Source organism: Paenibacillus aurantiacus (genome assembly GCF_042431225.1).
Classification (GTDB): domain Bacteria; phylum Bacillota; class Bacilli; order Paenibacillales; family Paenibacillaceae; genus Paenibacillus_Z; species Paenibacillus_Z aurantiacus.
Window position 1 is genome coordinate 205,458 of the sequence record NZ_JBHMDO010000047.1, and the last position, 24,231, is coordinate 229,688.

Consider the following 24,231-nt stretch of genomic DNA (forward strand, 5'->3'; position numbering starts at 1 on the left):
CTTAATCTACAATCGGACGAATCCATTTCACATACCATATCAATCCCATGCCCAGCACGACCGCAGTGAACAGGAAGGGCATCTGATAGTCCGCGCCAGCCAGAATCCATCCCGCCATATAGGCGGTAATCGAGGAGCCGACGCTGCGGAATACCGAGCGCATGCCTGCGAAGAGGTTGCGCTCCTTCTCTTGGAGCGACGACATGAGCTGGCTGTCCACGAGATTGGAGAGCATCGTGACGGCGCCTCCGCGGATGAGGAACAGCATGGTGAACAGCCACACCGGCATGAGCGAGAAGAGAGCGGCGAATAGCGCAATGTTAATGATAAAAACGGAAATAATTGCGCGGTGCGGACCGAACCGCTCCATGATGTAAGGCGTCAGCAAGGAGCTGATAAAGAGGAAGATGCCGGCCACGGCGAGCAGCAAGGATACGCGATCATCCAGCCAGTCGAGCCGGTACTTGACGATGACGTTCAAGTAAGACCCCGTAATGGCGAGCGCGCCTCCGAGTAATGCCAGCAGCAGCGCGAACAGCCACATCTTCGCGCTGGGCAGCTTTTGTTTCCAATTCGCCAACAGCTCACGGGTCGAGATCGCATGGGGACTGTCCGCTTTCAGCGTGCCGCCGCCCTCCGCAGGCAGGATGAGACCGCGGATCACCCCATGCAGGACGAACACGAAGCCTGCCAGCAGCAGCGCGGTCCGATAGCCTTCCTCACCCCCTCCCCCGCTCGGAAGATAGCCCGCGAGCAAAGTCCCGGCGCCCGTGAACGCCGTGAAGACGGCGAACATAAGCGAGAAGGCGCGAACTTCATCGCGGCGCGACGCGCAGTAATGGAAGAGCAGCTGCACCTCTGTCGTCTCGACGAGCGTTAATCCGATCGAGACCAGCATCTGCGCTACGTAGAAATATGCGATGTCTCCCGTGAACGCATATACGATATTGCCTGCCGCAATAAACAGAATGCCCAGGACCAGCAGCTTTTTGCGGCCGAACCGATTGGCAAGGAGGGACACCGGAATCGCCAATACACCCATGATGAGTATGCCGACCGATACCAGCGCGCCGACCTGATCTTCCTTCAACCCTTTGGCCAACAAGTGTAAATTCAGCACAAGCGAATACAAGCCGATACCAATGCCGTATAACGCTTCGGTCATGAGGAAGCGGCGCACCCCTCCGGGCAGACGCAGCAATCCTCTTAGATAGTCGGACATGTCCTGCCCCTCGCTTCCCGTCTCATCTGATGACTGAGTCGCTCGGGAGCGGTATCTTCGGAAAGGTAAGGCTTCATCAGCAACCGGAATCGGAATTCCTCGGGACTCACGGCGCAATCCGGCGCTTGAGCCGGCCCGCAGCTGTTGCTGCCAAGACCGTTCTGGCGGTAATCCAAATTCAGCGTAATAAAGTCCCGCGCTACGAGATCGCTCGCGTGCTTGGCCGCTTCCAAATCCGCATCCGTATAGCGGCGGGCGCTGAACGCAAGCGTCGGCGCGCCGGCCGCCAGCAGCCCGATCCCGCTGCCGTCCGTGACGGATATCCAACGGACATCCGTCCGATTGCCGTTCTCTTGCGGATAGATATACGATGTGAACAGTTCATCCACCGACTTGCGGTACACGCCGAAGCGTCCAGCCTCCTTGCTGTCGGCATAATTCTCGCCCGGTCCGCGGCCGTACCATTGGACAGCGTCCATCTCGGGCGGAAGCTCCAGCTGGAACCCGATCTTCGGCAGCATCGCAGGCGGCTTGCCTTCCGGAAGGCCGTGGACGTCAATCGTCATTAAGCCTGAGCTGGTCACGGTATACGTCGTTTCGCAGCGGAAGCCCCAATCATAGACGGGCGGCGCAATACGGGAATTCCATGTGATCCGGATGGTTCCTTCATCCAGCCGCTCCCAGCTGCAGACATCGATGCGTTCGGACAGCTTGTCGAGATGCGCCTTGCGCCAATCCGGCAGGACGTACATATCATTGTCGATCGGAGCGCGCCAGAAATTAAGCCGCGGCCCTCGGCGCAGCAGCTCTTGACCGTTGATCCGAAGCGAGCTGATCCCAGGCTGCCGGGTATCGAAGGCCATACGGAACCTATCGTTCTCCAGGATAACGCGGCATCCTTCTTCCCTGCAGGACAAGCCCCGGGCAGGCACGATGGTCGCTGCTTGGGTAGAGCCTTCCTCGGCTGGATCTCCAAGCGCCTCCGATTCAAGCGCAAGCTGCGCCCAAGCAATCTCATGCCCGCGCTCGCCCCAGATACAGTCCGCAGCAAGGGAGAACCCGAGATTAAGCCACCGCTCCGCCTCGCGCTCGACCGCCGGATATTGCACATCCGTCCGCACCGGCACGTCGAGCTCCGCGCTCTCGCCCGGACCGATCGGAGGCAGCGCCAGGACGCCGCTTTGGACGGTGCGCCCGTCTGCCGTTACGCTCCAATCGGCATGGAGGTGATCCAGCGAAATAAAATCGTAGCGATTCGTGATGCGGATGCGATGCTGATCTATCGATTCGACCCTGACCGGCTCGATGATCTTCTTATATTCGATCAGTCCCGGCGACGGCGTCCGGTCCGGACGAACGAGGCCGTCGATGACGAAATTGCCGTTGTTCGGTTCATCGCCATAATCGCCGCCGTAAGCGTAATCGACTTTGCCGTCAGCGGTCTTGCGACGAAGGCCGTGGTCGATCCATTCCCACACGAAGCCGCCCTGCAATCTGCGATACGCGTCGAAGGCGTCGAAGTACGGCTTGAGCCCGCCCGGACCATTCCCCATCGCATGCGCGAACTCGCACAGAATATGCGGCTTGGGATGATCCGTCTGCTGTCCGAAGCCGATCATCTTCTCCACGGAGGAGTACATCGTGCTCACCACGTCGCACGCTTCCGCTTCCCGGTCTTCTTCATAATGGATAAGCCGGGTCGGATCTGCATTCTTGCACCATGCCGACATCGCCCTGAAGTTGCAGCCGAAGCCGGACTCGTTGCCAAGCGACCAGAACAGCACCGAAGGATGATTCTTATCGCGTTCGACCATGCGGCGAACCCGGTCCACATACGCTTCCTGCCAAGCCGGATCGTCGCTTAATCGGGAGATGTTGCCCAGCAGCTCGAAGCCGTGAGTCTCCAAATCCGTCTCTTCCATGACATATAAGCCGTATTCATCGCAAATATCATAGAAACGCGGGTCGTTCGGATAATGCGCCGTTCGGACCGCATTGATGTTATGCCGCTTCATCATAACGACATCTTGAATCATCGTGGACAGCGTGACCGTGCGTCCCGTATCCGGGTGATGGTCGTGACGGTTGACGCCTTTGAGCATAATGGCACGGCCGTTGACGAGGAACTGGCCGTCCTTCACTTCGATCTGGCGGAAGCCTACCCGCTGCGCGACGGCTTCCACGACGCGGTTATTCGAGTCCACTACGCTGATCGTCAGATGATACAAGGTCGGCGCCTCCGCGCTCCACAGCGCAGGCTTCGCCACCGGAATCGCGAACTCCAAGGCGGCATGACCGCCGGCAGCACGGACGACGATTCCGTTCGCCGCCGCAGCGACAGGTTCGCCGACCTGATCCAGCAGTTGAAGTCTGACCTCCCCCTGCAGGTTCTCGCCTTCCAGCTCGACCTTCACCGACAGCGTGGCGTCGCAATAGTCCGCATCCAGCTCCGTCACGATCGTGTAATCGGCGATCCGCACGGTCGATGGTTCCGCAATCAAATACACGTCCCGGAAAATGCCGCTCAAATACCACATATCCTGATCTTCCAGGTATGTGCCGTCCGACCATTGATACACCCGCACCGCCATGCGGTTCATGCCGGCCTTCACATAAGGGGTCAGATCGAATTCCGACGTCAAACGGCTGCCTTGGCTGTAGCCGACGAAGACGCCGTTCACCCACACATGGAACGCGCTGTCCACGCCGTCGAACTTGACCGCTACCTTCCGGTCGTCCCAATGCGGAGGAAGCTCGAACTCGCGCACATAGCTGCCTGTCGGGTTATCGTTCGGCACATGCGGCGGATCGACGGGGAACGGATAATAGAGATCCGTATAGTGCGGATGCCCGTAGCCTTTCAGCTGCCAGTGGCTCGGCACTTGAATATCGTCCCAGCCCGACGAATCGTAGTTCTCTTGATAGAAATCCTCCGGCGCCCACTCCGGCCCTTGCGCATAATGAAACTTCCAGACGCCGTTCAACGATTTGAACCACGGGGAGCTTCCCCGGTCATAACTTAACGCGCCGGCACGATCCGAGAACGGGATGAAATACGCCCGGCTCTTCGCGCGGTTGCGCTCCAGTACCGCAAGATTATCCCAATCGCGTTCGATTTTATGATTTGTCATGATGACTTCTCCTCTCCTATCTCTTGCACACTCTAGAAGTCCGTTGAATCAGCAGCCGGAGAGTCGGTATGGAGCTGGAACCAGCGGCTTTGTCTTCGAAGTTCGAGAACAGGATTATTTAAGTTGAACGGAGTAAGAGGGATGAATCTGGAGAAGCGCCAGGGGTCGCCTTTGTGAGCGGATATCCCCCTTGGCTTACTTCATTCGAGATATCCGTGAACAACAGCGATCGGAAGATCATCACTCTTGCGGAGCATTTTTTTGTTCGGATCTTCGTTCTACTTAAATAACCCTAACCAAGAAATTCGAGGACAACCGCGAGTGGAAGCCCATATCGACCACAGGCTGTGGGTTTCACCGGACTTCTAGCGAACTACCCTTTTATGCCCGTACTCGCGATTCCGCCGACAATGTAACGCTGCGCGAAGAAGAATACCGCGAGCGGCGGAATCGAAATCAGGCACGTAATCGCCATAATGGACTGCATATCGACGCCGAACATGCCCTTGAACTGCGACAAGCCGAGCGTCAGCGTATACTTCGATTGGTCGTTGAGGAAGATGAGCGGCCCCAGGTAATCGTTCCAGCAGCTCATCACTTGAAACACGCCGACCAGAATGAGCGATGGCCCCATAAGCGGAACGATGATGCGCAAGAGAATGCCGAATTTGCTCGCGCCGTCAATGGTCGCCGCCTCGTCCAGCTCGCGCGGCAGGGTCAGAATAAACTGCCGGAGCAGAAAGATGAAGTACGCCGACCCGAACCACGATGGCACGATAAGCGGTTTGAGCGTATTGATCCAGCCGAGATAGTTGAACTCCATATACTGCGGGATCATCGTCACTTCCCAAGGGATCATCATCGTCGCCAATACGATGAGGAACAACAGATTGCGCCCCCTGAATTCAAACCTGGCGAATCCGTAAGCGACAAGCGTACAGGATACCAGCTGGCCAACGGTCGACAGCGCCGTGACGATGAGCGTATTTTTCAGAAACAAGGTGAAGGGCTGGATCGTCCAAGCGTCCGCGAAGTTACGGAATTCCCATGTCGAAGGAATCCATTGGGGCGGGAACAAATACAGCTCGGACGGCGACTTGAGCGCCGTCGTCACTGCCCAGAACAGCGGCGCGACGAACAGCAGCGAGAGCAAGATCAGCAGCGAATAGACGATGACGCGCTTCATACGGATTTCACCTTCCCGCCGGACTTGGCTTTCTTCTGCGGCTTGCGCTTCATTTCGCCCTCGTAGAACACCCAAGCCTCGGAAGACTTGAATACGAGGAAGGTCAGCGTGAGCACGATAAGGAACATGAACCAGGCATTCGCTGCGGAATAACCCATTTTGTAATATTTGAATGCGTTCTCATACATGTACATCGCGTAGAAATACGTCGCCTTCATCGGGCCGCCGCCCGTTAGCAGCAGCGCCAGCGTCAGCTGCTGGAACGCCGCGATGATCGACGTGATCAGATTGAACAAAATCGTCGGGCTCAGCATCGGAACCGTCACGCTGAAGAACTTCCGGATCGTCCCCGCGCCATCGATGGATGCCGATTCGTACAGATCCTTCGGAATGCCTTTCAGCCCGGCAAGGAAGACGAGCATCATCGAGCCTTGTCCCCATAAGCTCGCGACAACCATCGCAACCAGCGACCACTTCGTATCATTCAGCCAGTCCGGCCCCTGTACGCCGAAGATCGACAGGAAGTAATTCAGAATGCCGTAATCGCCGCTGTACACCCACGACCAGATCATCGCCAGCGCAACGCCGGAGATGACCGAGGGCAGATAGAAGGCCGTGCGGAAGATCGCATTGCCGCGCGTGCCCTGATTGAGCAGCATCGCGAGTCCCAGCGCCACGATAATGTTGAGCGGGACGAACAAGGCGGCGAACTTGAGCGTGACGCCGAACGACTTCCAGAACAACGGGTCATCCGTAAACATCGATGTATAATTGCCCAGGCCGATGAAATGCACCTGTCCGACGATCGGCCAGTCAAAGAACGAGATGATGAGCGAGAACAACAACGGGCCTAGCGTGAAAACGAGGAATCCGAAGATCCACGGGAAAATGAAGAGGTAGGGCGCAGCCCCACCCCATCTGCGTTTTCTTCTGGGCATGAAGCTGGCCGCGTTGTTCCCTGCTGTCTGCTGGTAGGTCTGAGCCATCTCCTAACCTTCTTTCTTCTAACTGTAATTTTATTTCAAGTAACGTTCGCTATCCTTCACCGCTTGGTTCAGCGCTTCCTGCGCGCTGCTGCCGTGCACGACCGCTTCGACGGCCGCGGACAGCTGCCGGTTGACTTCGTTCCACTTGGCGTTCAACAGGAAGGCCGGCGTATTATCCGAGCGCTCCAGCATTGTGTAATACGGTTTGAACAGCGGATCCTGGTCCTTCTTCAGTTCGTTGACGACGCTTACCCGCACCGGAAGATCGGCTACGCGCATTTTGATCGCTTCGTTGGACACGTAATATTTGATGAAGGCCCACGCCAGCTCCTTCTGCTTCGAGTCCTTCGCAATCGACAGGGCGGATTCCGCCACGACGCCTTTCACCGGTTTGCCTTGGAACGCCGGCATCTCGACCGTGCCGACGTCAATGCCGGCTTGCTTGAACGATTCCAGCGGCCAGATCCCGCTCTCCCACATGGCGATTTTGCCGCCTTTGAAAATATCCTCGCCGCTCTGCTGGCCTTTGCCGCCGGTCAGAACCGCCGATCCGTCCTTCAGCATATCGCCGAACAGTTGGATGGCGTCCACGGTTTCCTTGCTGTTCATGAAGCCGTCGATCGTCTTGCCGTCGTCGGAGATATAAGACCCGCCGTTGCTCCAAACAAAGCCCTGCAGGTCATACGTGTCATTCTCGGCGCGAACGCCAAACCCATATTGCTTCTTCGATTTATCCGTCAGCTTCTTGGCGGCGTCCTTGAAGTCGTCCCATGTCCATCCGTCCTTCGGATAAGGGACGTTCGCTGCGTCGAACAGCTTCTTGTTGTAATAGACGACGCGCGTCGTGAAGCCCGCCGGGATGCCGTACAGATTGCCGTCGATGGTCGCATAGTTGAACAGACCGCTGTAGAAATCGTCCTTGTTCAACTCCTGATCGCCATCCGCGTAGCCGTTCAGCGGCTCCAGCGACCGGTGATAGGTCGGGAAGTCCCACATGTACATGACATCCGGCGGGTTCGTCGCGCCGAAGCCGGCCGCCATCTTCTGGTCGAAGCCGTCCGCATAAGCTTCTACTTGTACCTTCGTGCCCGGATGAGCGGATTCGAACTTCTTCGCGATATCCTGCTCGATCTTGAGGGCGTCGCCCGTGTCCCACGTCGCGAAACGAAGCGTCTTCGTCTCTGTTGGGCCATCGCCGTTGTTCGCGGCTTGCTCCGCATTGCCATTTGAACCGTCGTTATTGCCGCTGCATGCCGTAAGCATGGACATCGCCATGACTGTCGTCAGAAGGATCAACGTGCTTTTCTTATTCATCTCTGGCAGCTCCCCTATCAATGAGGTAGATAATAATTGAACCGCTTTCATCATAACGAAAATGAAAGCGGTTCAAAACGGATAGCTATTCGAGGAATCGTGCGTATTTGTTCGATTTACGCCAGGGAGTGGTCTTCTGTTAGAAGCGTGTCGCCTTTTTGTTGGGCGCGGTAGCTGCTTGGCGTCATTCCCGTGCAGCGCTTGAACCATTTGCTGAAATATTTGCTGTCGCCAAGACCTGTACGTTCGGCAATCTCCTGCATGGTCAGGTTCGTATCCTTCAATAAGCCATAGGCCAGCTTGAGCTTCCGTTTATATTGGAACGTGACGAAGCTGTCCCCGACCGCTTTCTTGAACAAAATCGAGAAATGGCTCCGGCTAAGACCTACCTGCCTGGCGACGTCGCTCACGCTCCATTCCGCGGTCGGGTTATCGTGGAGCAGTTTCACGGCGCGCCAAATCGCCTCCGGCCAATCCGTCGAAGATACGTTGTAGACTTTCTCCAACTCGGCCTCCTTATGCAGCGAAACCCAAGCTTCAAGCCATTGCGACGGATCTTTGAGCGGCCCTCTTCGGGCCCACTGCAGCTTCGCCGCCTCGCTTTTCTTCTCGACCAGCAGACTATCCATCGCGTTCGTATGCGATTCCGGAACGATACAATAGCAGCGCTCGTCCCCGTAAGGAATATACACGCCTGTGCCTAGCTTCCGGTCTTCATCGCGGCCTTGCTTCGCAAGTTCCGGCCAAGAGGCGTCGCAGCCCGCGGTTTTGACCACATATAGATAGACCGGTTTTCCTTGGAAGGACCATGCCTCGCGCGCGCGATTCTCCAATTCGCCAACAAATTTGTCGTGATGACCGTTCAGCCAAGCGTACAACAGCGTGCTGAGCCGCTCACCGGAATCGACCGCATCCTCCACGGGAGCCGGCGGCACAGGCGCAGCCGCGAGTTCGCTTTGAAACTTCTCCAGCATCTCCTCCAGCTCTTCATCTTCGAAGGCGGTTTTGAGCAGGTAGCCGGAGGCGCCTAGTTTGATGCCTTGCTGCGCATATTCGAAATCCCGATGGCAGCTGAGCAGAATGATCTTCGTCGCGGGCGCGGTCTCTTTCACTTTACGCGACAATTCAATGCCGTCCATCTCGGGCATGACGATATCCGTAATGATGACTTGAGGCCGATGCTCCAGGAAAGCGTCCCACGCTTTGCGGCCGTTAGGCGCATCCGAGACGACTTCCATGCCGTATTTCGCCCAAGGAATGGTCGAGCGGAGTCCTTTGCGGACAATGCTCTCGTCATCCGCGATTAACACCTTGATCGTCTTCGTCGTTTCCATGCAGGTTCTCCTCCCTCTTGGGCCATTCGATTAGAATCGTCGTTCCTTCCTCTTGAACCGATTGAACGGTTAATCCGTACTGCAGGCCAAAATGCAGCTTGAACTTTTGATCCGCATTTTGCACGCCGAGCCCGCCCCTGCCCTTAGGTTTCGCCTGATTGGGCAGCAGTAGACGCGCTAATTTCTCTGCCGGAATGCCCGCTCCGTTATCCGATAACGTCAGCAGCAGATGATTGCCCGCCTCGCGAATCGTTAATTGAATCGAGCCTTCGCCATCCTCGAACCCGTGGAAGAATATATTTTCGAATAGAGGCTGCAGCGTCATGCGAGGAATCAAATACCGCTTCAGCTGCTCGTCGCATTCCAGCTCGTACGTAAACACGGAGCCGTGGCGGATCTCCTGGATTTTCAGAAAGTGCTCGATGATCGCAAGCTCCCGTCCGATCGGGATCAGTTCCTGCGAAATATCCAAATTCCCCTCGAGCAGTATCGTCAAATGGTACAGCATCCGGCGGATGTCCTCCGCGCCCGCCAGTTTGGCCTTCCACTGAATCGAGTTCAACGTATTGAACAGCAGATGGGGGTTGATCTGATAATGGAACGCCTTGAGCTCCGCTTCCTTCTTCAGCCGCTCGCTCCGCTCAATCTCGCCAATCAGCGTCTGCACCCCTCCGACCATATTATTGAAGCTAACATCCAGACTGCCCAGCTCGTCCTTGGCTTCAACCGGCGTCCTCGTATGCAGCTTGCCGAAGCTGACCTTCTGCATCGCATCCTTCAGACGGCGAATTCGCGCCGTGAACCGGTTCGAGAACAAGTAGGCCAGACCAAACGCCAGCAGACACGAAACCAAGGCGACGAGGATCGTATTCGACCGAATAATGCCGGAAGAACGATAGAACGAAGCGGCGGGCAATCTGGCCTCCATGTTCCATCCGTTCACCGCAATCGTTTGGTTCCAGATGATATCGCTGCTTTGCGGCGTGAAGGCCGCCGGCGTTTCGTAGATGACCCGGCTCTGCGGATCGCGGATGCGAAGATGCGCCTTCGTATCCTGCTCGAACAGCCGGAACATATGAAGCAGCTCCTCGGCATTCTCTTCGATCAGTATGTTGCTGCCTCGCAGCGCTCCGTACGGATTATTGATCGGCACCGCCAGCCCCAGAACAGGTAAGCCGGCATCCGCGGTATCCTTCATGCCGTGATTCTGGGGGTAGAAGCCCAGCCAATACTTGTCCGCGCGTGAGTTGGCCATCGCTTGCCAGGCCGGGATCCGGCCGAGCTTGGCTACGTCCAGATCGTTCTCTCCATAATAATAACCGGTCGGCGTGATGATGTAGATATCGATCGTCCGATCGTTTTTAAGCGCTTTCAATAGCGATTCCAAATCGTTCTTATCCATAATATCTTCATAAGTGGTAGGCGCCTGCTCTCCCAGATCAGCCCGCGCCGGATCCAGCAAATAGGCATAAATCGTCTCCGTCGTCTGATTCATCCGGTTCAAATACGAGCTCGTCTGCTGCTCCAGCTGCGCGACGGCGTTCTCGCCGTATTTGCCAAACTGGGAGTTAATCACCTTCGCGGATTGGTAGTAGGACATTGCGCCAAGGGACAACAGCGGAATAATCGTCACGATGAGAAAACAGAAGAGCATCTTCGTGCGGATGCTTCGGTAAGAGCCGGATAGAAGGCGGCTGTTCAGCAGCTTGCGTATAAAATTCATCTTGATTGCCCCTCCATGCTCGACAAAATCATATGCATTGTAGCATGTTCCGCCTTGACCGAACAATAATGCGTCCATCCTCCGCCAAACGTCAAAAGCACTTCCCCTCCGCCCGTTTATTTTGGACGTTGTGGAAGTGCAGACCTTTATGAATCGGCAAGCTCATGACCGAGAATCAGAAATACGCTCGACGTCCAAGTGAAGGCGCGATCCCGCAAGCCTTGCCCTGTAACGGCGTCGAAATTCTCCGCCATACCGCTGCGGTCCAGCATCGCGCAGAACCGGCGGGATACCTCGTCCGCTAGCTCGCGGTCTCCCGCCGCGGACGCGCCTTCAACCAAGATCATGGTCGAAGGGGCCCAGATCGGCCCCCGCCAATAGCCATCCGAATGATAGTAAGGACTCCTTAGACTTTCCGTGGCCCAGCCATTGGCCGTCAGGAAGCGGCCCTCATCTCTCAGCCCCTGCAGCAGCGCGGTTCGGATCGGCTCGGGCAAACGTTCGCCCAAGATTAGGGGGACGAACAAGAGCAGGCTGTCGCCTTCGGACACCTCGTGCGAACCGGATCGGCAGGCGGTGAACCGGCCATCCTGCCAGAAATGGCTAATCATCTTCTCCAGTGTATCCTCGGCAAGCCGCCGCCATGCATGAGCCTCTTCCCGAAGTCCAAGCCGGCTTGCGATCTCGGCCAATACCTCGGTTTGAATAACGAGGAAGGCGGCCAAATCCGGGCTCTCGACCGGAATACCGTTGTTGAACGCGGTGCTGTTGTCCCAGCCGGAGTCGTTGCCGTGATTGTATTGCGGGATGCCGTCCGCATCCGAATCGCGGTGCTTGAACCACCACATCGTCCATTTGGACAGCGGCTCGTACACTTCGATCAGCTGCGCCAATTGGATAAAGTCCGTTCGCGCCATCATCCAAGCGAGCGTCCATCCGTGAATCGGCGGCTTGTTGCAATTCCACAGCTCGTACTTATCGTTGACGAAATCCGGGATGAGCCCGCTCGCATCCTGCCGGTCGAAGAAAATCATGAACTGATCCCAGGCCAGCTTCGGATCGTGGCGAACGAGCGCCATCGCGTTAAAGCAGTGATCCCAGCTCCAAATATTCGTCATCCAGTTCTTCGACATATACATGGCCGGACGCGTGAGACATCCCTCCGCCGGAACAAGGCAGGACCACGTAATGTAAGCGGCGAGCGCGCGGCTGTCTTGCCATTGCGGCGGCAAGGATAAGCTGCGATCCAGCCACAGGTTGAATTCGTCCCGCACTTGCCTTACGATCTCGTCGAACGGCTCCCAAGCATTGCGCTGCGCCCAAACGGTGCGGAATTCTTCCACCGCGAATTCGGCTTGTCCCGTTGCCGGGTCCGGCAAGAAGTCCGCGATCACATACGAGCTTTTGATTTTGTCCCAGGGTACTTCCATCCGCAGCTCGCCCGCCAGCGTCGTCAGCATGAATCGGCATTCATGGGTGAAGCTGTTCACTTCCCAGCTGCGCGGCGCTGCCTGGAAAGCGTAGTCGTACGCGGCCGTCCGGAAAGTCAGGCGAATGCCGCAGCCCTTCGTCCGCACGCGGAACGTGCGGCTGTCGGAGATGCAAATTTCAGCCGTCTGGCCGTTCGCCGATTTCAGCAGGAGCTGTTCGGGTGAAGCTTCCGGCTGAAAAGGGATGGAATGTCCGTTGTTATCCAGCATCTCGACAAGAAAAGCCTCGCCGAATTTATCATCGCCGCCGCGAACGGTGCGCATATAGAGGCCTGGTCGTCTATCTTGAGCTTCAGGCAGAATGGAGATCGCCAGAAACGATTCTCTTCTGCTGAACGGTACGATATTCAAATCAAAGTTCATGGCGATGATCTCCCCTCGAAATCGGTTGCGCTTTCAGTTTACCGGAAGCAGCGCCGCGGAAGAACGGACAGTTGTTTTCGAAGGGGAGGGGGATTGTCGCATGTTGGGGTTTGGTAAAGGCGGAGGTGGCGTTTTGTTAGGGGGATGGGGGTATTTTGTTTGGCGGCTAACTTCTCCACCCCTGGCTGACAACGGACACGCATACCTCTTTCCAAAATTCACCTTTAAAAAACGAACCAAATTCCTTTATTTCATCACATTCCCGAAATGAAGGCGGAATGATAACATCGTTTCGTAAGCGTTTTCAGAAAATCTGCCATGGAGGAAAGGAGTGAATGCACCAGAGGAAGCCGTCGAGCCATGATCCTTGGGATACGTTCCGGGCTCTTGGACAAGTTCAAACTTACAAGCAGAGGAGAATGGGAAACATGATGAATTGGAAACGAAAAGTAGTCACGGTGTTGGTCTGCTTCTTGCTCTTGATGCAAATCCTCCCGGCGGCCAGCGTCAGCGCGGCGGACAATGCGGCCGCATCCAACAACGCGTACGCTTGGCTTAAAGCGCAGCAGGATTTGACGGCCGGGCTTGCCCTGGACGGTCTGGTGGACAGCTTCGACGATTGGTGGAACGCGACGGACCGCCGCCAGATCGTATACACGTACGACCAAGCGGTTGCCGCGATTGCTTTCATGCTGAAGGGCGACCGTACCCGCGCGGAGAAAGTGCTGAACAAAATGGTCGCCATTCAAGATCCGGACGGTTCCTGGATCAACTCCTACTGGTGGAACGGATACGGGGAAGAAATCCGCAAGCACGTAGGCCCTGTCGCCTGGATGGTGATGGCCTTCATGACGCATGAGAAATTATACGGCGGCACGACGTACCAAGCTTCGGCGAAGAAAGCGCTGGATTGGGCGATTACGTTCCAAAAACCGAACGGCGCGATTGCCGGCGGACGGACGACGTGGGATCTGAACGGAGCCTGGAGCGACGAAGTATGGTCCTCCACGGAGCACAACGAGGATATGTACCAAATTCTGAAATATTACGCAGGCAAATTCGCCGATCGGACAACGGCTTACAACAATGCGGCGACCGGCGTAAAAAGCTTCCTGGACAACGTCGTGTGGGATTCCGCGAACAACCGGTGGAGAGGCGGCTGGAAGAACAACACGAACCTGATCGATCCGGCCGTCCCGATGGACGTCAACCCGTGGGGCGTACTGGCATTAGGTCTGTCCGGCACGCGAAATTACCAAGCCTCTCTTTCCTACATTGAAAATGCCAATGGTTCCGGTACGGTCGACAGCCCGAAATACGTCCACTCCTTGACCTATGACGGATCGGGCGCATTGCTCACGGCTTATGATTTCGACTGGCAGTACGATTGCGCGGCGGGCACCGACCAGAACGGCAATCCGATCGGCAACAAATGCGCGGATATTTGGTTCGAAGGCTCTGCGTTCATGTCGCTCGCATACTACATGCAGGGCAACCAGGCCAAGGCCGATGCCATCATTAACGAGATCGTGAAGAAACAAGGGACAAGCGGCTCGCTGCTCGGCGGCGTTCCGTACTCGCTGAAAGGTTCCAATAACAGCTATTGGAGAATGGCGATGGAGAACTGCGTATCCAGTACGGGCTGGCTGATTATCGCGGCTCACCGCTTCAATCCATTCACCGGAACTTACTTAACCGGCGGCGGGGTTGGCGGCGACACGACGTCGCCATCCGTTCCGGCGAATTTGACTTCGCCGTCGAAAACATCGACTTCCGTCTCCTTGAGCTGGACGGCATCCACAGACAACGTGGCCGTGACAGGGTACGATATTTTGAGAAACGGTTCCGTCGTCGGTTCAAGCACGGGCACAACCTATACCGATACAGGCTTATCGGCTAACACGGCCTACACGTTTGCAGTCAAGGCCAAAGATGCGGCAGGCAACGCGTCGGCCGCCAGCAGCTCCATTTCGGTGACGACATCCTCGTCCTCGCCGGCGAATTCGCCTACCTTATACGTACGCGACGGCGCATCTTCCAGCGTAACGGGCACGCTCTCGACGACAGCAGGTTCCAGCGCGAACACCGACGCGATCGCGGCGGCGGGCGGATCGAACTGGGATGGAACGGTGCACACGCCGACGTCCTACGTGCTCTCCGGCGTATCGGGCACGTACAGCGGCGGGGCGACGGCGTTCAACCTGTTTGTGGATTCCTCCTCATCCGTAGGCAATGCCGTTCAGGTCCGCATTTCGTATGACTTTACGGGCGACGGCACGTATGACCGCCTGGAAACGTACAACTACTTCGCCACGAACGACACGCCGGGAACCGAAGATTACAACCAGTCCAAAGGCGTGAGGTCTTCTTCCGGCACGTTCGCTAACTTAAGCAACGGCAAGGTAAGAGTAGAGATTTGGAGCGCGATCGGCAACGGTTCGTCCTCGGTGAGAACGGATGCGACCTCCGCTCAAGGCAGCCAATCCAAAATCGTTATCCCGTTTAGCTAATATCGTTCGTTAAACGCCAAGAACCTTCGCCTGCTGTTGGCGCGAAGGTTCTTGGCCATTGTTTGAGTAATCTACGTTTCCTCTACCGCATGATTACGCAACCTTTTATCGGTTCCATTCCGCTATCAACGCATTCGCATCCGTATTTAAGATTTGTTTAGCCGCTTCCTTCGCATCGTTGTTCGCTTTATTCAGATGCTTCACGAATTCCTGCATGTGCTTCACGGCTTGATCCGGATGGTTTTTATCCAGCTGATGCTGAACCTGATCTAACGCGTTATTCAGCTTCTTAATAATCGGTCCGGCTAGCTCACCGGATTGCGCGAAACGCGTAATCAGCTGCCGCATGGAATGAACGCTCGTCGTCATTTCAAACTGCAGCGATTGTTGGATGCGATTGCCCCGCATATCTTCAACGATGACCGTTGCCTGTTTGGTGCCTAATTGGCCGGCAAAATCGATATCCAGTTGTTGCTCGGCGGCCTGCGGATCAAGCTCGTAAGTTTCACCGTTGATCGTGATCGTCGCGACTTTAATTGCATGACCATTGGCAGCAGCTCGAAACGTAAAGGTTTGAGAATCCTGATAAATGCTCCCATTCTGAACTTTAGTGTCGATGCCGTCAACCGTGAAGGTGAAAGATGGCTGGTCCGCGGCTTCAATCTTGACCCCATTCGAAGCAACGCCCCATCTGTCCACGGTGCGAATGACGATGGTATCGCTTTGAGCAGCAGCCGCGCCTGCGATTGCGGCCTTCTGCACCCCTCGCTTCACTTCTACGGTGCTTCCCACTTGCTGACCTTCCTTATACAACATAATTTGAACCTTGTCGCCATCGATATCATACGGTCCATCCCAATTCAGGGAGATCCCTTCCTCATCGCGATTCACCTGGACATTCTCCACTTCACTAGGTGGGATCCCGTCATTAACCGGCTCGCGCGGAGGTGTCGGCTCACTCAATACGGCTGCGTCTCCGAACGTAAACTTATCGAAATTGTACAGCCAGTCGTTCCCTTTGAATAACAGGAACACGATGTGCTTGCCAGTCACCGGTGTCGTCACATCCGCCGAGAAGGTCTGGAAGTTCTGCCACCCGCCGGTACCGGTAACCGCAGCGGTCGCGATAACCGGCCCATTCATGCCGTCGATTCTAACTTCAACCGTTCCTCCGCCGGTGTCGCTGGCGGCTTGAAGATGGAATTGGGACGGGCTGCCGGTTCCAAAATCAACGTAATTGTACATCGCATACGGTTGGTTCGGGCCGTAGATGCCGGCGAGGTACGTTTGACCTCCGCCATTCTCTCGGCCGACCCCGACCGCGCTGGTGTAGTTCTCTCCCTCTACCTTACCCAGGGCATCCAGTCGTTTCCCTTTGACCGTCGAGAACGTGAACCGATCCAGATTAACCGGGAAATCGGAACCATTATTCCCGTGGAAAATAAGATAGACGTCATGCACGCCAACGGCAAGCGCGTCATCGATCGTGGACATCATATCCACCCAGTTGTTCCAGCTGCCAAGCGCCGGAACGTCGATGACGCCTACAGTCGGTCCTTGGAGGCTATCCAGCTTCACTTCGATTTGACCGCCTTGATTACCGCTGGCTACGCGGACCGACACGCCGGCAGCGCCTGTTCCGAAATCGATTCCCTTGTAGGAGGCATAAGCGCCGTCATGTATGTTGTCCAAATAGCCGCCGCTCGCGTTTTTGCTTAATCCCGAGCTGGTATCGAAGTTACCGGCTTTCAAGCTTGCGTAAGCATCGGTTGCCGTCGGATCCGTCGTCGTGAATTTGAACCAGTTCAAGTTAAAGAGATAGTCATCCTTCGTTCTCGTAAAGACGAGGTAGACATCATGCGTGCCGGTAATGGGGCTCGGATTGCCTTGATCGTCTTTAAGCAGCGTTACCGCGTCGATATAGTTGTTCCATCCGCCGGTGCCTTCTACGTTTAACGTCCCGACTTTCGGACCGTCCAAGGCGTCCAGCCTAATCTCGATATTGCCTCCGCCGGTACCGCTAGCCGCGCGGGCGATGAAGCCGATCGCGCCGGCGGAGCCGAAGTTTACGTTTTTGTAAGCTGCAAAATGACCGGGTTGAATGCCGCCTAACTGCAGCGAGTCCTCCAAAGCCCCTTCCAATACGAACCCGGTGCCGATATTATACCGTTCGGCTTCAATCTTGTTGAACGGATCCTTCACCGCGTACCGAAGCGGCGCTTCTTGAGGCGCGATGGCGGTCAACGCTTCAACGGCGCTTGCCGACGACCACGATTCGTACGTCCCGGCGAGAAGCTGTCCCGCCCAGTTGCCGTCGACGATGGACTCTCCGTTCTTATGGCTCCAGGCCATCTCCGCGTTGAACGCGGCCCATTCGTTGAAGCTGCTGCGGAATGCCGCGTATTTGCTGTCCATATGCGACGCCAACGCTTGCTGCAGGAAGCCGAGGTTGCGCATCAAGATCGTTTTGCCGCCCTTCAGATCGCCGTTCGGACCTTCGTAGTTCAACAATCCGTTCGCATCAACCAGACGCGTCATCGTAAATTGAGCCGCTTCTATCGCATCATCGAGATAAACGGGATTACCGGTGGCTTGGTACAGTCCGATAGCCGCGCCGATGAACGTTGCTTGATTGTAATGGGTGGCGTCCGGAATAGCACCATTCTCGACTTCGATCCGGTCGAAAATCTTCCCGCTGCCATCGGACAGCATCGTCTTGCCCCACTTGAAAATCCGGGTCGCCGCATCGAGGTAGCGTTGCTCGCCCGTGATGTTGTAGAGATAGACCGCCGCTTGGGCTGCCGGGAAATTGATGCAGGCATTCTTGGTCGAATGATCATTATTCAGCCACCAAATCCCGCCGCTGGCAAAGCTGTCGTCCCACTGCGTATCGTACACAAAGTCAAAATGATATTGGGCCTGCTCCAAATACTTGGGATCGCCGGTTAGTTGATAGGCTCTCGCAGAACCCATAGCCCACCACATAATATCGTCATTGAACGGATTATTCGTCCAATCCTGGCCGTACTTCGCGGCCGTGCCCGCATAAATATCATCGATCTGCGCGCGAAGCTGCGCTTTCAGCGCCTTGTCGGACGTATGCTGGTAGGCATCCATCACAAGCTCCCACAGCTCGGCTTCCACCCAGAAGTCCTGATGATTGCCGCGCTTCGAATCTTTCCAGAACATCTTGGCGCCCGGGTCCCAGAATTTCGCGTTGAACGCTTGGATCGCCGTATCGGCATCGGTTGAAACAAAGGCGTGTGCGGTAGATGGGCCGAACGCCGGCGACGCTGTCAGCGACATGGCCGCAACCAGCGGTACGGCGATCAGTCTCAGCAGCTTCCTCTTCAGAACAAACATCCTATAACCTCCATTTTCGATATTGTAATGGGAGATGCCTGATAGGCATGCGCGTTATCCGGTATTTCTCCCCGTGAACCCGTTATTGATTAGCGCCCCTTCCAGTCGTCCATCATGTGTCAGCCTTAACACCCATTCCTGTGAAGCGCTTTCATACAAAAATATAATATTATATCAGAATGATGTCAATATACTATCTAGATTAAAATGTTATGTCATTTTATTGCGTAATCCAACATATTTTATGACAGTAGCTTTGGCTTTCGGCTAGGTATAGTGACCTGAAAGCCACCATTCCGACTTTGAAAACCAAATATCTATCTGAAGTTGATATATCATTTGAAAGAGCCTGTCAACCCGCCTAAACGGGTTAACAGGCTCTTCATCGTTCTATTCCATCTTATCGCTTGATCAAGTTCAAAATGGCTTGCGCGGTTTCGGCGCGGCTTGCCTCGGACGCAGGATCGAAATTTCCGTTTCCTTTGCCTTGCAGAAGTCCTGCGGCGATGGCTTTATTCACGCCATCTACAGCCCACGAGGAGATGCTTGATCCATCCTTGAGATCGGTTGTTTCTTGACCCATCGCTGTTATTGCACTGTTTTTGTACGCATAGGCGCGAACGAGCAGGACCGCCATTTGTTCACGGGTGATGATCGCGTTAGGGTCGAATTTGTGCTCCGACACGCCTGTGACAATCCCCGCTTCATAAGCGAGCGCGACTTCATTCGCATACCATTGACCCGCTTGCACATCGTCGAACGGAACGGTGCTTGCCGCTTTCGTCAGGCCAAGCGCCCGCACCAGCAAGGACGTGAACTCAGCGCGAGTTGTAGGTCCATTCGGCGTGAAGAGCGTATCGGTCGTGCCGTTAATGATATGCTTCGCGGCTAACACTTGCACCGTCCGAGCAGCCCAGTGGTTCGAAGGCACATCCGTGAAGGACTTCGTGTAGGCCAGAACGGCATACGTGCTCAGATGCTCAAGCGCAACCGTCACGGTATTCTTGCTCGCGTCTACGCGGCCGCCTACGTATTCCCACTGTTTAGCTGCTTCATTGTAATAATAGATTCCGAGAAGTTCTTGATCAGCCTCCTTGTTATACGGCAAGGCAACTTCAACTCCGCCGCTTACTTGGCTGATGTCGGTTACTTGGTTGTTGTGCTTCAGCTTAATCGTAATGTCGTAGACCGCGCCTGCAGCTTCCACGCGTGCCTGACCGCCTTCAGCCGGAGCATTCGCGATATCGCCGGCAGCCACGGGCGCAACGGTTACTTCAATACTTGCCCCGGACGGATTGCCCGCCTGCGTCAGCCATTGCTTCAGCGTATCCGCATGAACCGACAGCACCGCATTCGCGGCTTTCACCTGAAGGGACAGTCCGCCAATATCCTGTACCGCAATGGACTTCGATGTGATGCCGCTGCCAAGCTCTACAATCGCTTTGTCTCCATCCTTAGTCACGCCTGTTGGCGCTGGCGTCGATGGTACTGGATTGCTAGGCGGATTGGATGGCCCTGGATTGCTTGTTGTCTGGCCGCTAATCGTAATCAACTTCGATCCCGCTATGCCCGAACCGTCGGCTGCCGTCGCCTTCGCCGTTACGGTGCCGTCGCTCACGGCCGTTAACAGACCGGACGCATTGATCGTTGCGCTTCCTGTTCCGTTCAGGACAGACCAGGTGACCGCTTTGTTCGTTGCATTGGCCGGCAGCACCTCTGCTGAGAGCTGAAGCGTGCCGCCTTTTGTCGTGATCGTATCATTACCGCGAACATGGATCGTTGCAACAGGTATAGCTACGATTTCCATCGACTTGACGGTTACCGTAAAGGATTTCGTCGCCGTTACTTCCCCTTTCGATAATGTTGCAGTCAAGGTAACCGTGGCGTTTGCGGAACCTGCGGATGGACGAACAACTGCGCCATTTGTACCAATGATTCCAGGGCTGTCGCTTGACCACGAAATGGCGACACCATCTAATCCCGTTGTTGGTAGTGTCACGCTCTGTGTGACATTAGCTGCATGGTTGCCTGCAGCGTATCCCACTTCTAGGGCTGCAGCCGCCGCTGCTACAGTGGCAATGTCCGGATCATCTATGGCCATCCAGTGCGCGTAGATGCGATCGGAGGCAGTCGACCAGCTGTCCTCGAATACTCGAACGCCGTCACGGTTGTAATACTGTTGGCCTTTACCGTCCGTGCTTGCATAGAATCCTTGGAAAATATAGCCTTCCCTTTCAGGGCGAGTGATTCCCAGCGGCAGTTTGCCGCCGTAGGCGACCGATACGCTTGCCGTACCGCCCGACCCGCTCTGAGGGTCCAGCGTTAGGGAGTAGGTATTGGCCTTAAAGCGGGCATAGAGAGTCAAATCGCCGACGGAGCCCACTTTCACGCTGGTGAGCTTTGCGCTCGGCCGGAATTGCGGGTCGGTATACCAGCCGTCGAACGTATGCCCTTCCTTCGGGCTCGGGTCGCTCAGGTCGAACGTCGCCGTCTCAACGGTATAGGTAGCGGGTTCGCTGCCCGGCATGACGGCGGAGTCTGCACCGTCTCTATAGGCGATGGCGTAAGATGCAAGCTCCCACTTGGCGAAGAGCGTCGTCGTCGCCGCCACGGTGTCAGCGTCAAAGTTCCACGCATTCGTGAAGGCCGCATCCTTGTACCATCCCCCGAACGTATAACCATTCCTGACAGGCGGTGCCGGCTCGGTGATCGTGCTGCCGCTCACCACGTTAGGGATGGACATGACCTTGCTGCCGCCCTGCGAATTGAACTCGACCAGAAATTTGTCGGCTTCCAGCTCAATCCATCCGGCGTAGAGGGTCATCGCGTAAATCTGATCGTCGCCGAGCGTGTTGACCACGGGGCTATCGAAATTATACTCCTGCGTGAAACTTGAATCGGTGTACCATTTTCCGTCGAACAGATAACCGCTGCGGGTTGGGTCTGTTGTCGGCCGGGTCGCTTTGTCCCCTTCCCGGACATATTGATTGGCGACCGAGCTGCCGCCCGACGTGTTGAATATCACGCCGTTGCGCCCCGGAGGGAATACGCCGCTGGCTTCGAAGCCGATATTATTGCCTGCGGCAAAGGCCGTGTCCCAGTTGGCGCGGGCGGTATTGCCGCTATCGGAGGAGCCATTGATGTTAAAGTTGGATGCGCTGCTGCCATAGAAATATAATTGCTCGTTATTGAGCATGGAGGCGGTAATTGCCGGTTGATTCGTTTGTTGTCCCGCGTTGTTATTGAATATGATCCCGCCGACGGCAGCCCGCGGCATTGCAATCTTGTACCAATGGGTGTCGACGCCATTATATTTCATTCTCGTCATCTTGCCGCCGGGCCATCCGCCAAAAAGCTCGGGGTTGAAGCTGTAAGCCCATACCCCCGTGCTCGCCCAGCCTTGGAAGCTAGCGTTACGGTTGATGGACAGATACGCGTTGACGTGCGTCGGCTCTACGACCGGCGGGGCGCCCTCTTCTTCAGGCTCGACCCTCGTGTAGGTGAAGGCGCTGTTGATCCACTTCCCTTCTGCTGCCTGGCCCACCAGCGTGACGGTGATCGGATCGTTGTAGTTGCCGCTCACGGTGATGATGTCGTCATGGGCAAAGCTCACCGCGTCGCCGTTGTTAATGGCATAGCTGGCATTGGTTACATGGACGGCCGACATCCGAAGCCGGAGCTGATTGCCGGTAAAGCTGTTGCCGGCGATCACATCGTCGTCGCTCGGCAAAGCGGCCAAAATAGCGGAGTTGGCATCCTCCCTGTCCATCAGAACCGCTAGGCCGGGGTTCGAGTTGGTGTCGGTGTTGGATACTTTCGCGGGGTTGCCAGGTAGGGTCCCGCTGATCCTGCCGCCCGATACCGTGAAGACGTTGGATGGGTTCAACGCGTTCACATAGTAGCCGTCCTTCAAGAACTTCACCGGCACGCTGCCCAGAACACGGTCGGTCGTACTCGTGTTGACCAGCACCGCGCCGCCGCCGTCCGCGGTTGTGCCACGCTCGATCATGACGGCATTATTGCCGAGGCTAACCAGATTCTCGTCCCTTCCCGCCATCGCGTTGTGGAACTTGTTGACGGCCACGACTTCGGGATGACTCCACTGAGGCCGATTATTGTCTACGTTGTCGGCGGTCCGTACGCTCGTTCTCTGGCTACCGTCGGCGTTGATATTACGGGCGAAGAAGAGGGGAGAAGCGTCCTTGCGGGCGGCAATCATCGCCCAGCCCTGTCTGATTTGCTTCGGACTGAAGCTCAGGGACTCGCCTTCGTTGTTGTAGGTGTCGTGGGATTCTACCCAAGGCACCAGCCGGTCTGCGGTCAGGCCCTCGGCAGCGTAATCCGCCCATTTGTCGAGACGACCGATGTCCCCTAGCTCGAGGACGCTGCGTACATCATGCCCGTATCTAGAAGCCGTCATGTCGATGTACTTGGCATAGCCGGCCATTCTGTCGTTGCCCGGGTCTCCCCCTTGCAGAACCTCGCCGTACTGGAAGTTCTCCTTGCCGTTAGCCTCCAAGTAGGCTTTAGCGGCGCCGGTCACATTTTTCACATAATCGCTTGCGAACGCCCCATCGGGATATCGCTCATTCGTTGCGCCCGCGGCAATGCTCGCTGGGGAAGGCACGTCGTCGTCCAACTCAACATGCTTAATAGCGTCATAGCGGAAGCCGCTCGCGCCAGCGTCGATCATGTCCTTCAAGTATGCGATGTAGGAATCTTGAACGAACTTCGAGTGCGTGTTCAGATCTCTCAGCCCGCTGATCATGTTCGGCTGGGTCAGAAGAAAACGGTCATTGTAACCAACGCCGCTGGTCACATTGTGGAAATGCGTGTTGTCATTCCACGGGGCATTCGAATTGGCGGTGCTGCCCATGTGGTTAGGCACCACGTCGACGATGACCTTAATGCCAAGCGCTTTGGCGGCGGTGGTCAGACTGACGAACGCGTCCCTGTCGCCGTATCGGTTGCCGTTGCCGCCAGCGATCATGTTGCTGGGCTGATAGGCAAAATACCAGTTGGTCCCGGAGGCGCTGCCCATGATGGGCGAAGTCTGGATCGCCGTGTACCCGGCGTCCGCGATGGCCTGCAGGTTTTGCTCGATGACACTTAAATTCCAGTCAAAGGCGTGCAGGATAACGCCATCGCGGATGCGATCCGGGGTTGCGCTGCTCGCTGTGGAGGGCGCCGCCGCTACCGGCACATCCGCTGCAGATTCGGCTTGGGCCGTCGGCACGTTAAAGACGACCGAGGTCATCATCACCAGCGCGAGAAGCAGACTAAGGAACCGTTTTCGGTTCAGTCGATAGGTTGGTTTCATGGAAAAGTTCAATCTCCCTTATGGATAAAATAGAGATGATTTGCAAAAAATTAACCTCGCATAACACGCGTTCACGAAGAACTTCGCATGTTACTTAAATACTGTGCCGTGTACATCACCCGCCTTCGCAAGAAACTGAATGTAATCGCTTTCAAATAAGGCTGTTCAATTACTTCCGCATGATCGTGACGCCCCCAATTCTTCACCGACATTAGACACAACCCGTGGTGAATATAATTCCTCCTAAATATACCACCGCTCAAATTATCCCAAGGTAGAGATCGGTTTC

At 55.9% G+C, this 24,231-nt stretch carries 11 protein-coding genes; 1 reads left to right on the plus strand and 10 read right to left on the minus strand.

Features of this window, described 5'->3' with window-relative positions:
- Position 1: 1 nt before the first annotated feature.
- From ACFFSY_RS29155 to ACFFSY_RS29190, 8 genes are all read right to left on the minus strand, one after another.
- Positions 2-1,222: an MFS transporter gene (locus ACFFSY_RS29155; RefSeq protein ID WP_377500838.1), complete on the minus strand. Its 1,221-nt coding sequence runs from the start codon at positions 1,220-1,222 to the stop codon at positions 2-4.
- Complete coding sequence (lacZ, locus tag ACFFSY_RS29160; RefSeq protein WP_377500840.1) at positions 1,207-4,353, minus strand: beta-galactosidase, LacZ type; 3,147 nt, start codon at positions 4,351-4,353, stop codon at positions 1,207-1,209. Before lacZ ends, ACFFSY_RS29155 begins: the two co-directional genes overlap by 16 nt.
- Positions 4,354-4,726: 373 nt before the next feature.
- Positions 4,727-5,539 carry a carbohydrate ABC transporter permease gene (locus ACFFSY_RS29165; RefSeq protein WP_377500842.1) on the minus strand — a complete coding sequence of 271 codons (813 nt, stop codon included), beginning with the start codon at positions 5,537-5,539 and terminating at the stop codon, positions 4,727-4,729.
- Complete coding sequence (locus ACFFSY_RS29170) at positions 5,536-6,477, minus strand: carbohydrate ABC transporter permease (RefSeq protein WP_377501558.1); 942 nt, start codon at positions 6,475-6,477, stop codon at positions 5,536-5,538. Before ACFFSY_RS29170 ends, ACFFSY_RS29165 begins: the two co-directional genes overlap by 4 nt.
- 78 nt (positions 6,478-6,555) lie before the next feature.
- On the minus strand, positions 6,556-7,839 hold the full coding sequence (locus tag ACFFSY_RS29175) for an extracellular solute-binding protein (RefSeq protein ID WP_377500844.1): 1,284 nt from the start codon (positions 7,837-7,839) through the stop codon (positions 6,556-6,558).
- A 116-nt stretch (positions 7,840-7,955) separates the two neighbouring features.
- On the minus strand, positions 7,956-9,173 hold the full coding sequence (locus ACFFSY_RS29180) for a response regulator transcription factor (protein ID WP_377500846.1): 1,218 nt from the start codon (positions 9,171-9,173) through the stop codon (positions 7,956-7,958).
- A complete protein-coding gene (locus ACFFSY_RS29185; RefSeq protein WP_377500848.1) occupies positions 9,133-10,896 on the minus strand; it encodes a sensor histidine kinase in 1,764 nt (587 codons plus the stop codon). The genes ACFFSY_RS29180 and ACFFSY_RS29185 overlap by 41 nt, the downstream gene beginning before the upstream one ends.
- 146 nt (positions 10,897-11,042) lie before the next feature.
- Positions 11,043-12,749 (minus strand): amylo-alpha-1,6-glucosidase, encoded by a 1,707-nt coding sequence (locus tag ACFFSY_RS29190; RefSeq protein WP_377500850.1) that lies wholly within the window; start codon positions 12,747-12,749, stop codon positions 11,043-11,045.
- 428 nt (positions 12,750-13,177) lie between these two features.
- Here ACFFSY_RS29190 and ACFFSY_RS29195 point away from each other — a divergent pair, with 428 nt between their 5' ends.
- On the plus strand, positions 13,178-15,259 hold the full coding sequence (locus ACFFSY_RS29195) for a fibronectin type III domain-containing protein (protein WP_377500852.1): 2,082 nt from the start codon (positions 13,178-13,180) through the stop codon (positions 15,257-15,259).
- Positions 15,260-15,364: 105 nt separating this feature from the next.
- Here the strand turns inward: ACFFSY_RS29195 and ACFFSY_RS29200 are convergent, their stop codons facing one another.
- Both ACFFSY_RS29200 and ACFFSY_RS29205 read right to left on the minus strand, forming a co-directional pair.
- A complete protein-coding gene (locus ACFFSY_RS29200; RefSeq protein ID WP_377500853.1) occupies positions 15,365-18,622 on the minus strand; it encodes a carbohydrate-binding protein in 3,258 nt (1,085 codons plus the stop codon).
- Between the two features lie 400 nt (positions 18,623-19,022).
- On the minus strand, positions 19,023-23,942 hold the full coding sequence (locus ACFFSY_RS29205; protein WP_377500855.1) for an InlB B-repeat-containing protein: 4,920 nt from the start codon (positions 23,940-23,942) through the stop codon (positions 19,023-19,025).
- Positions 23,943-24,231: the final 289 nt, after the last annotated feature.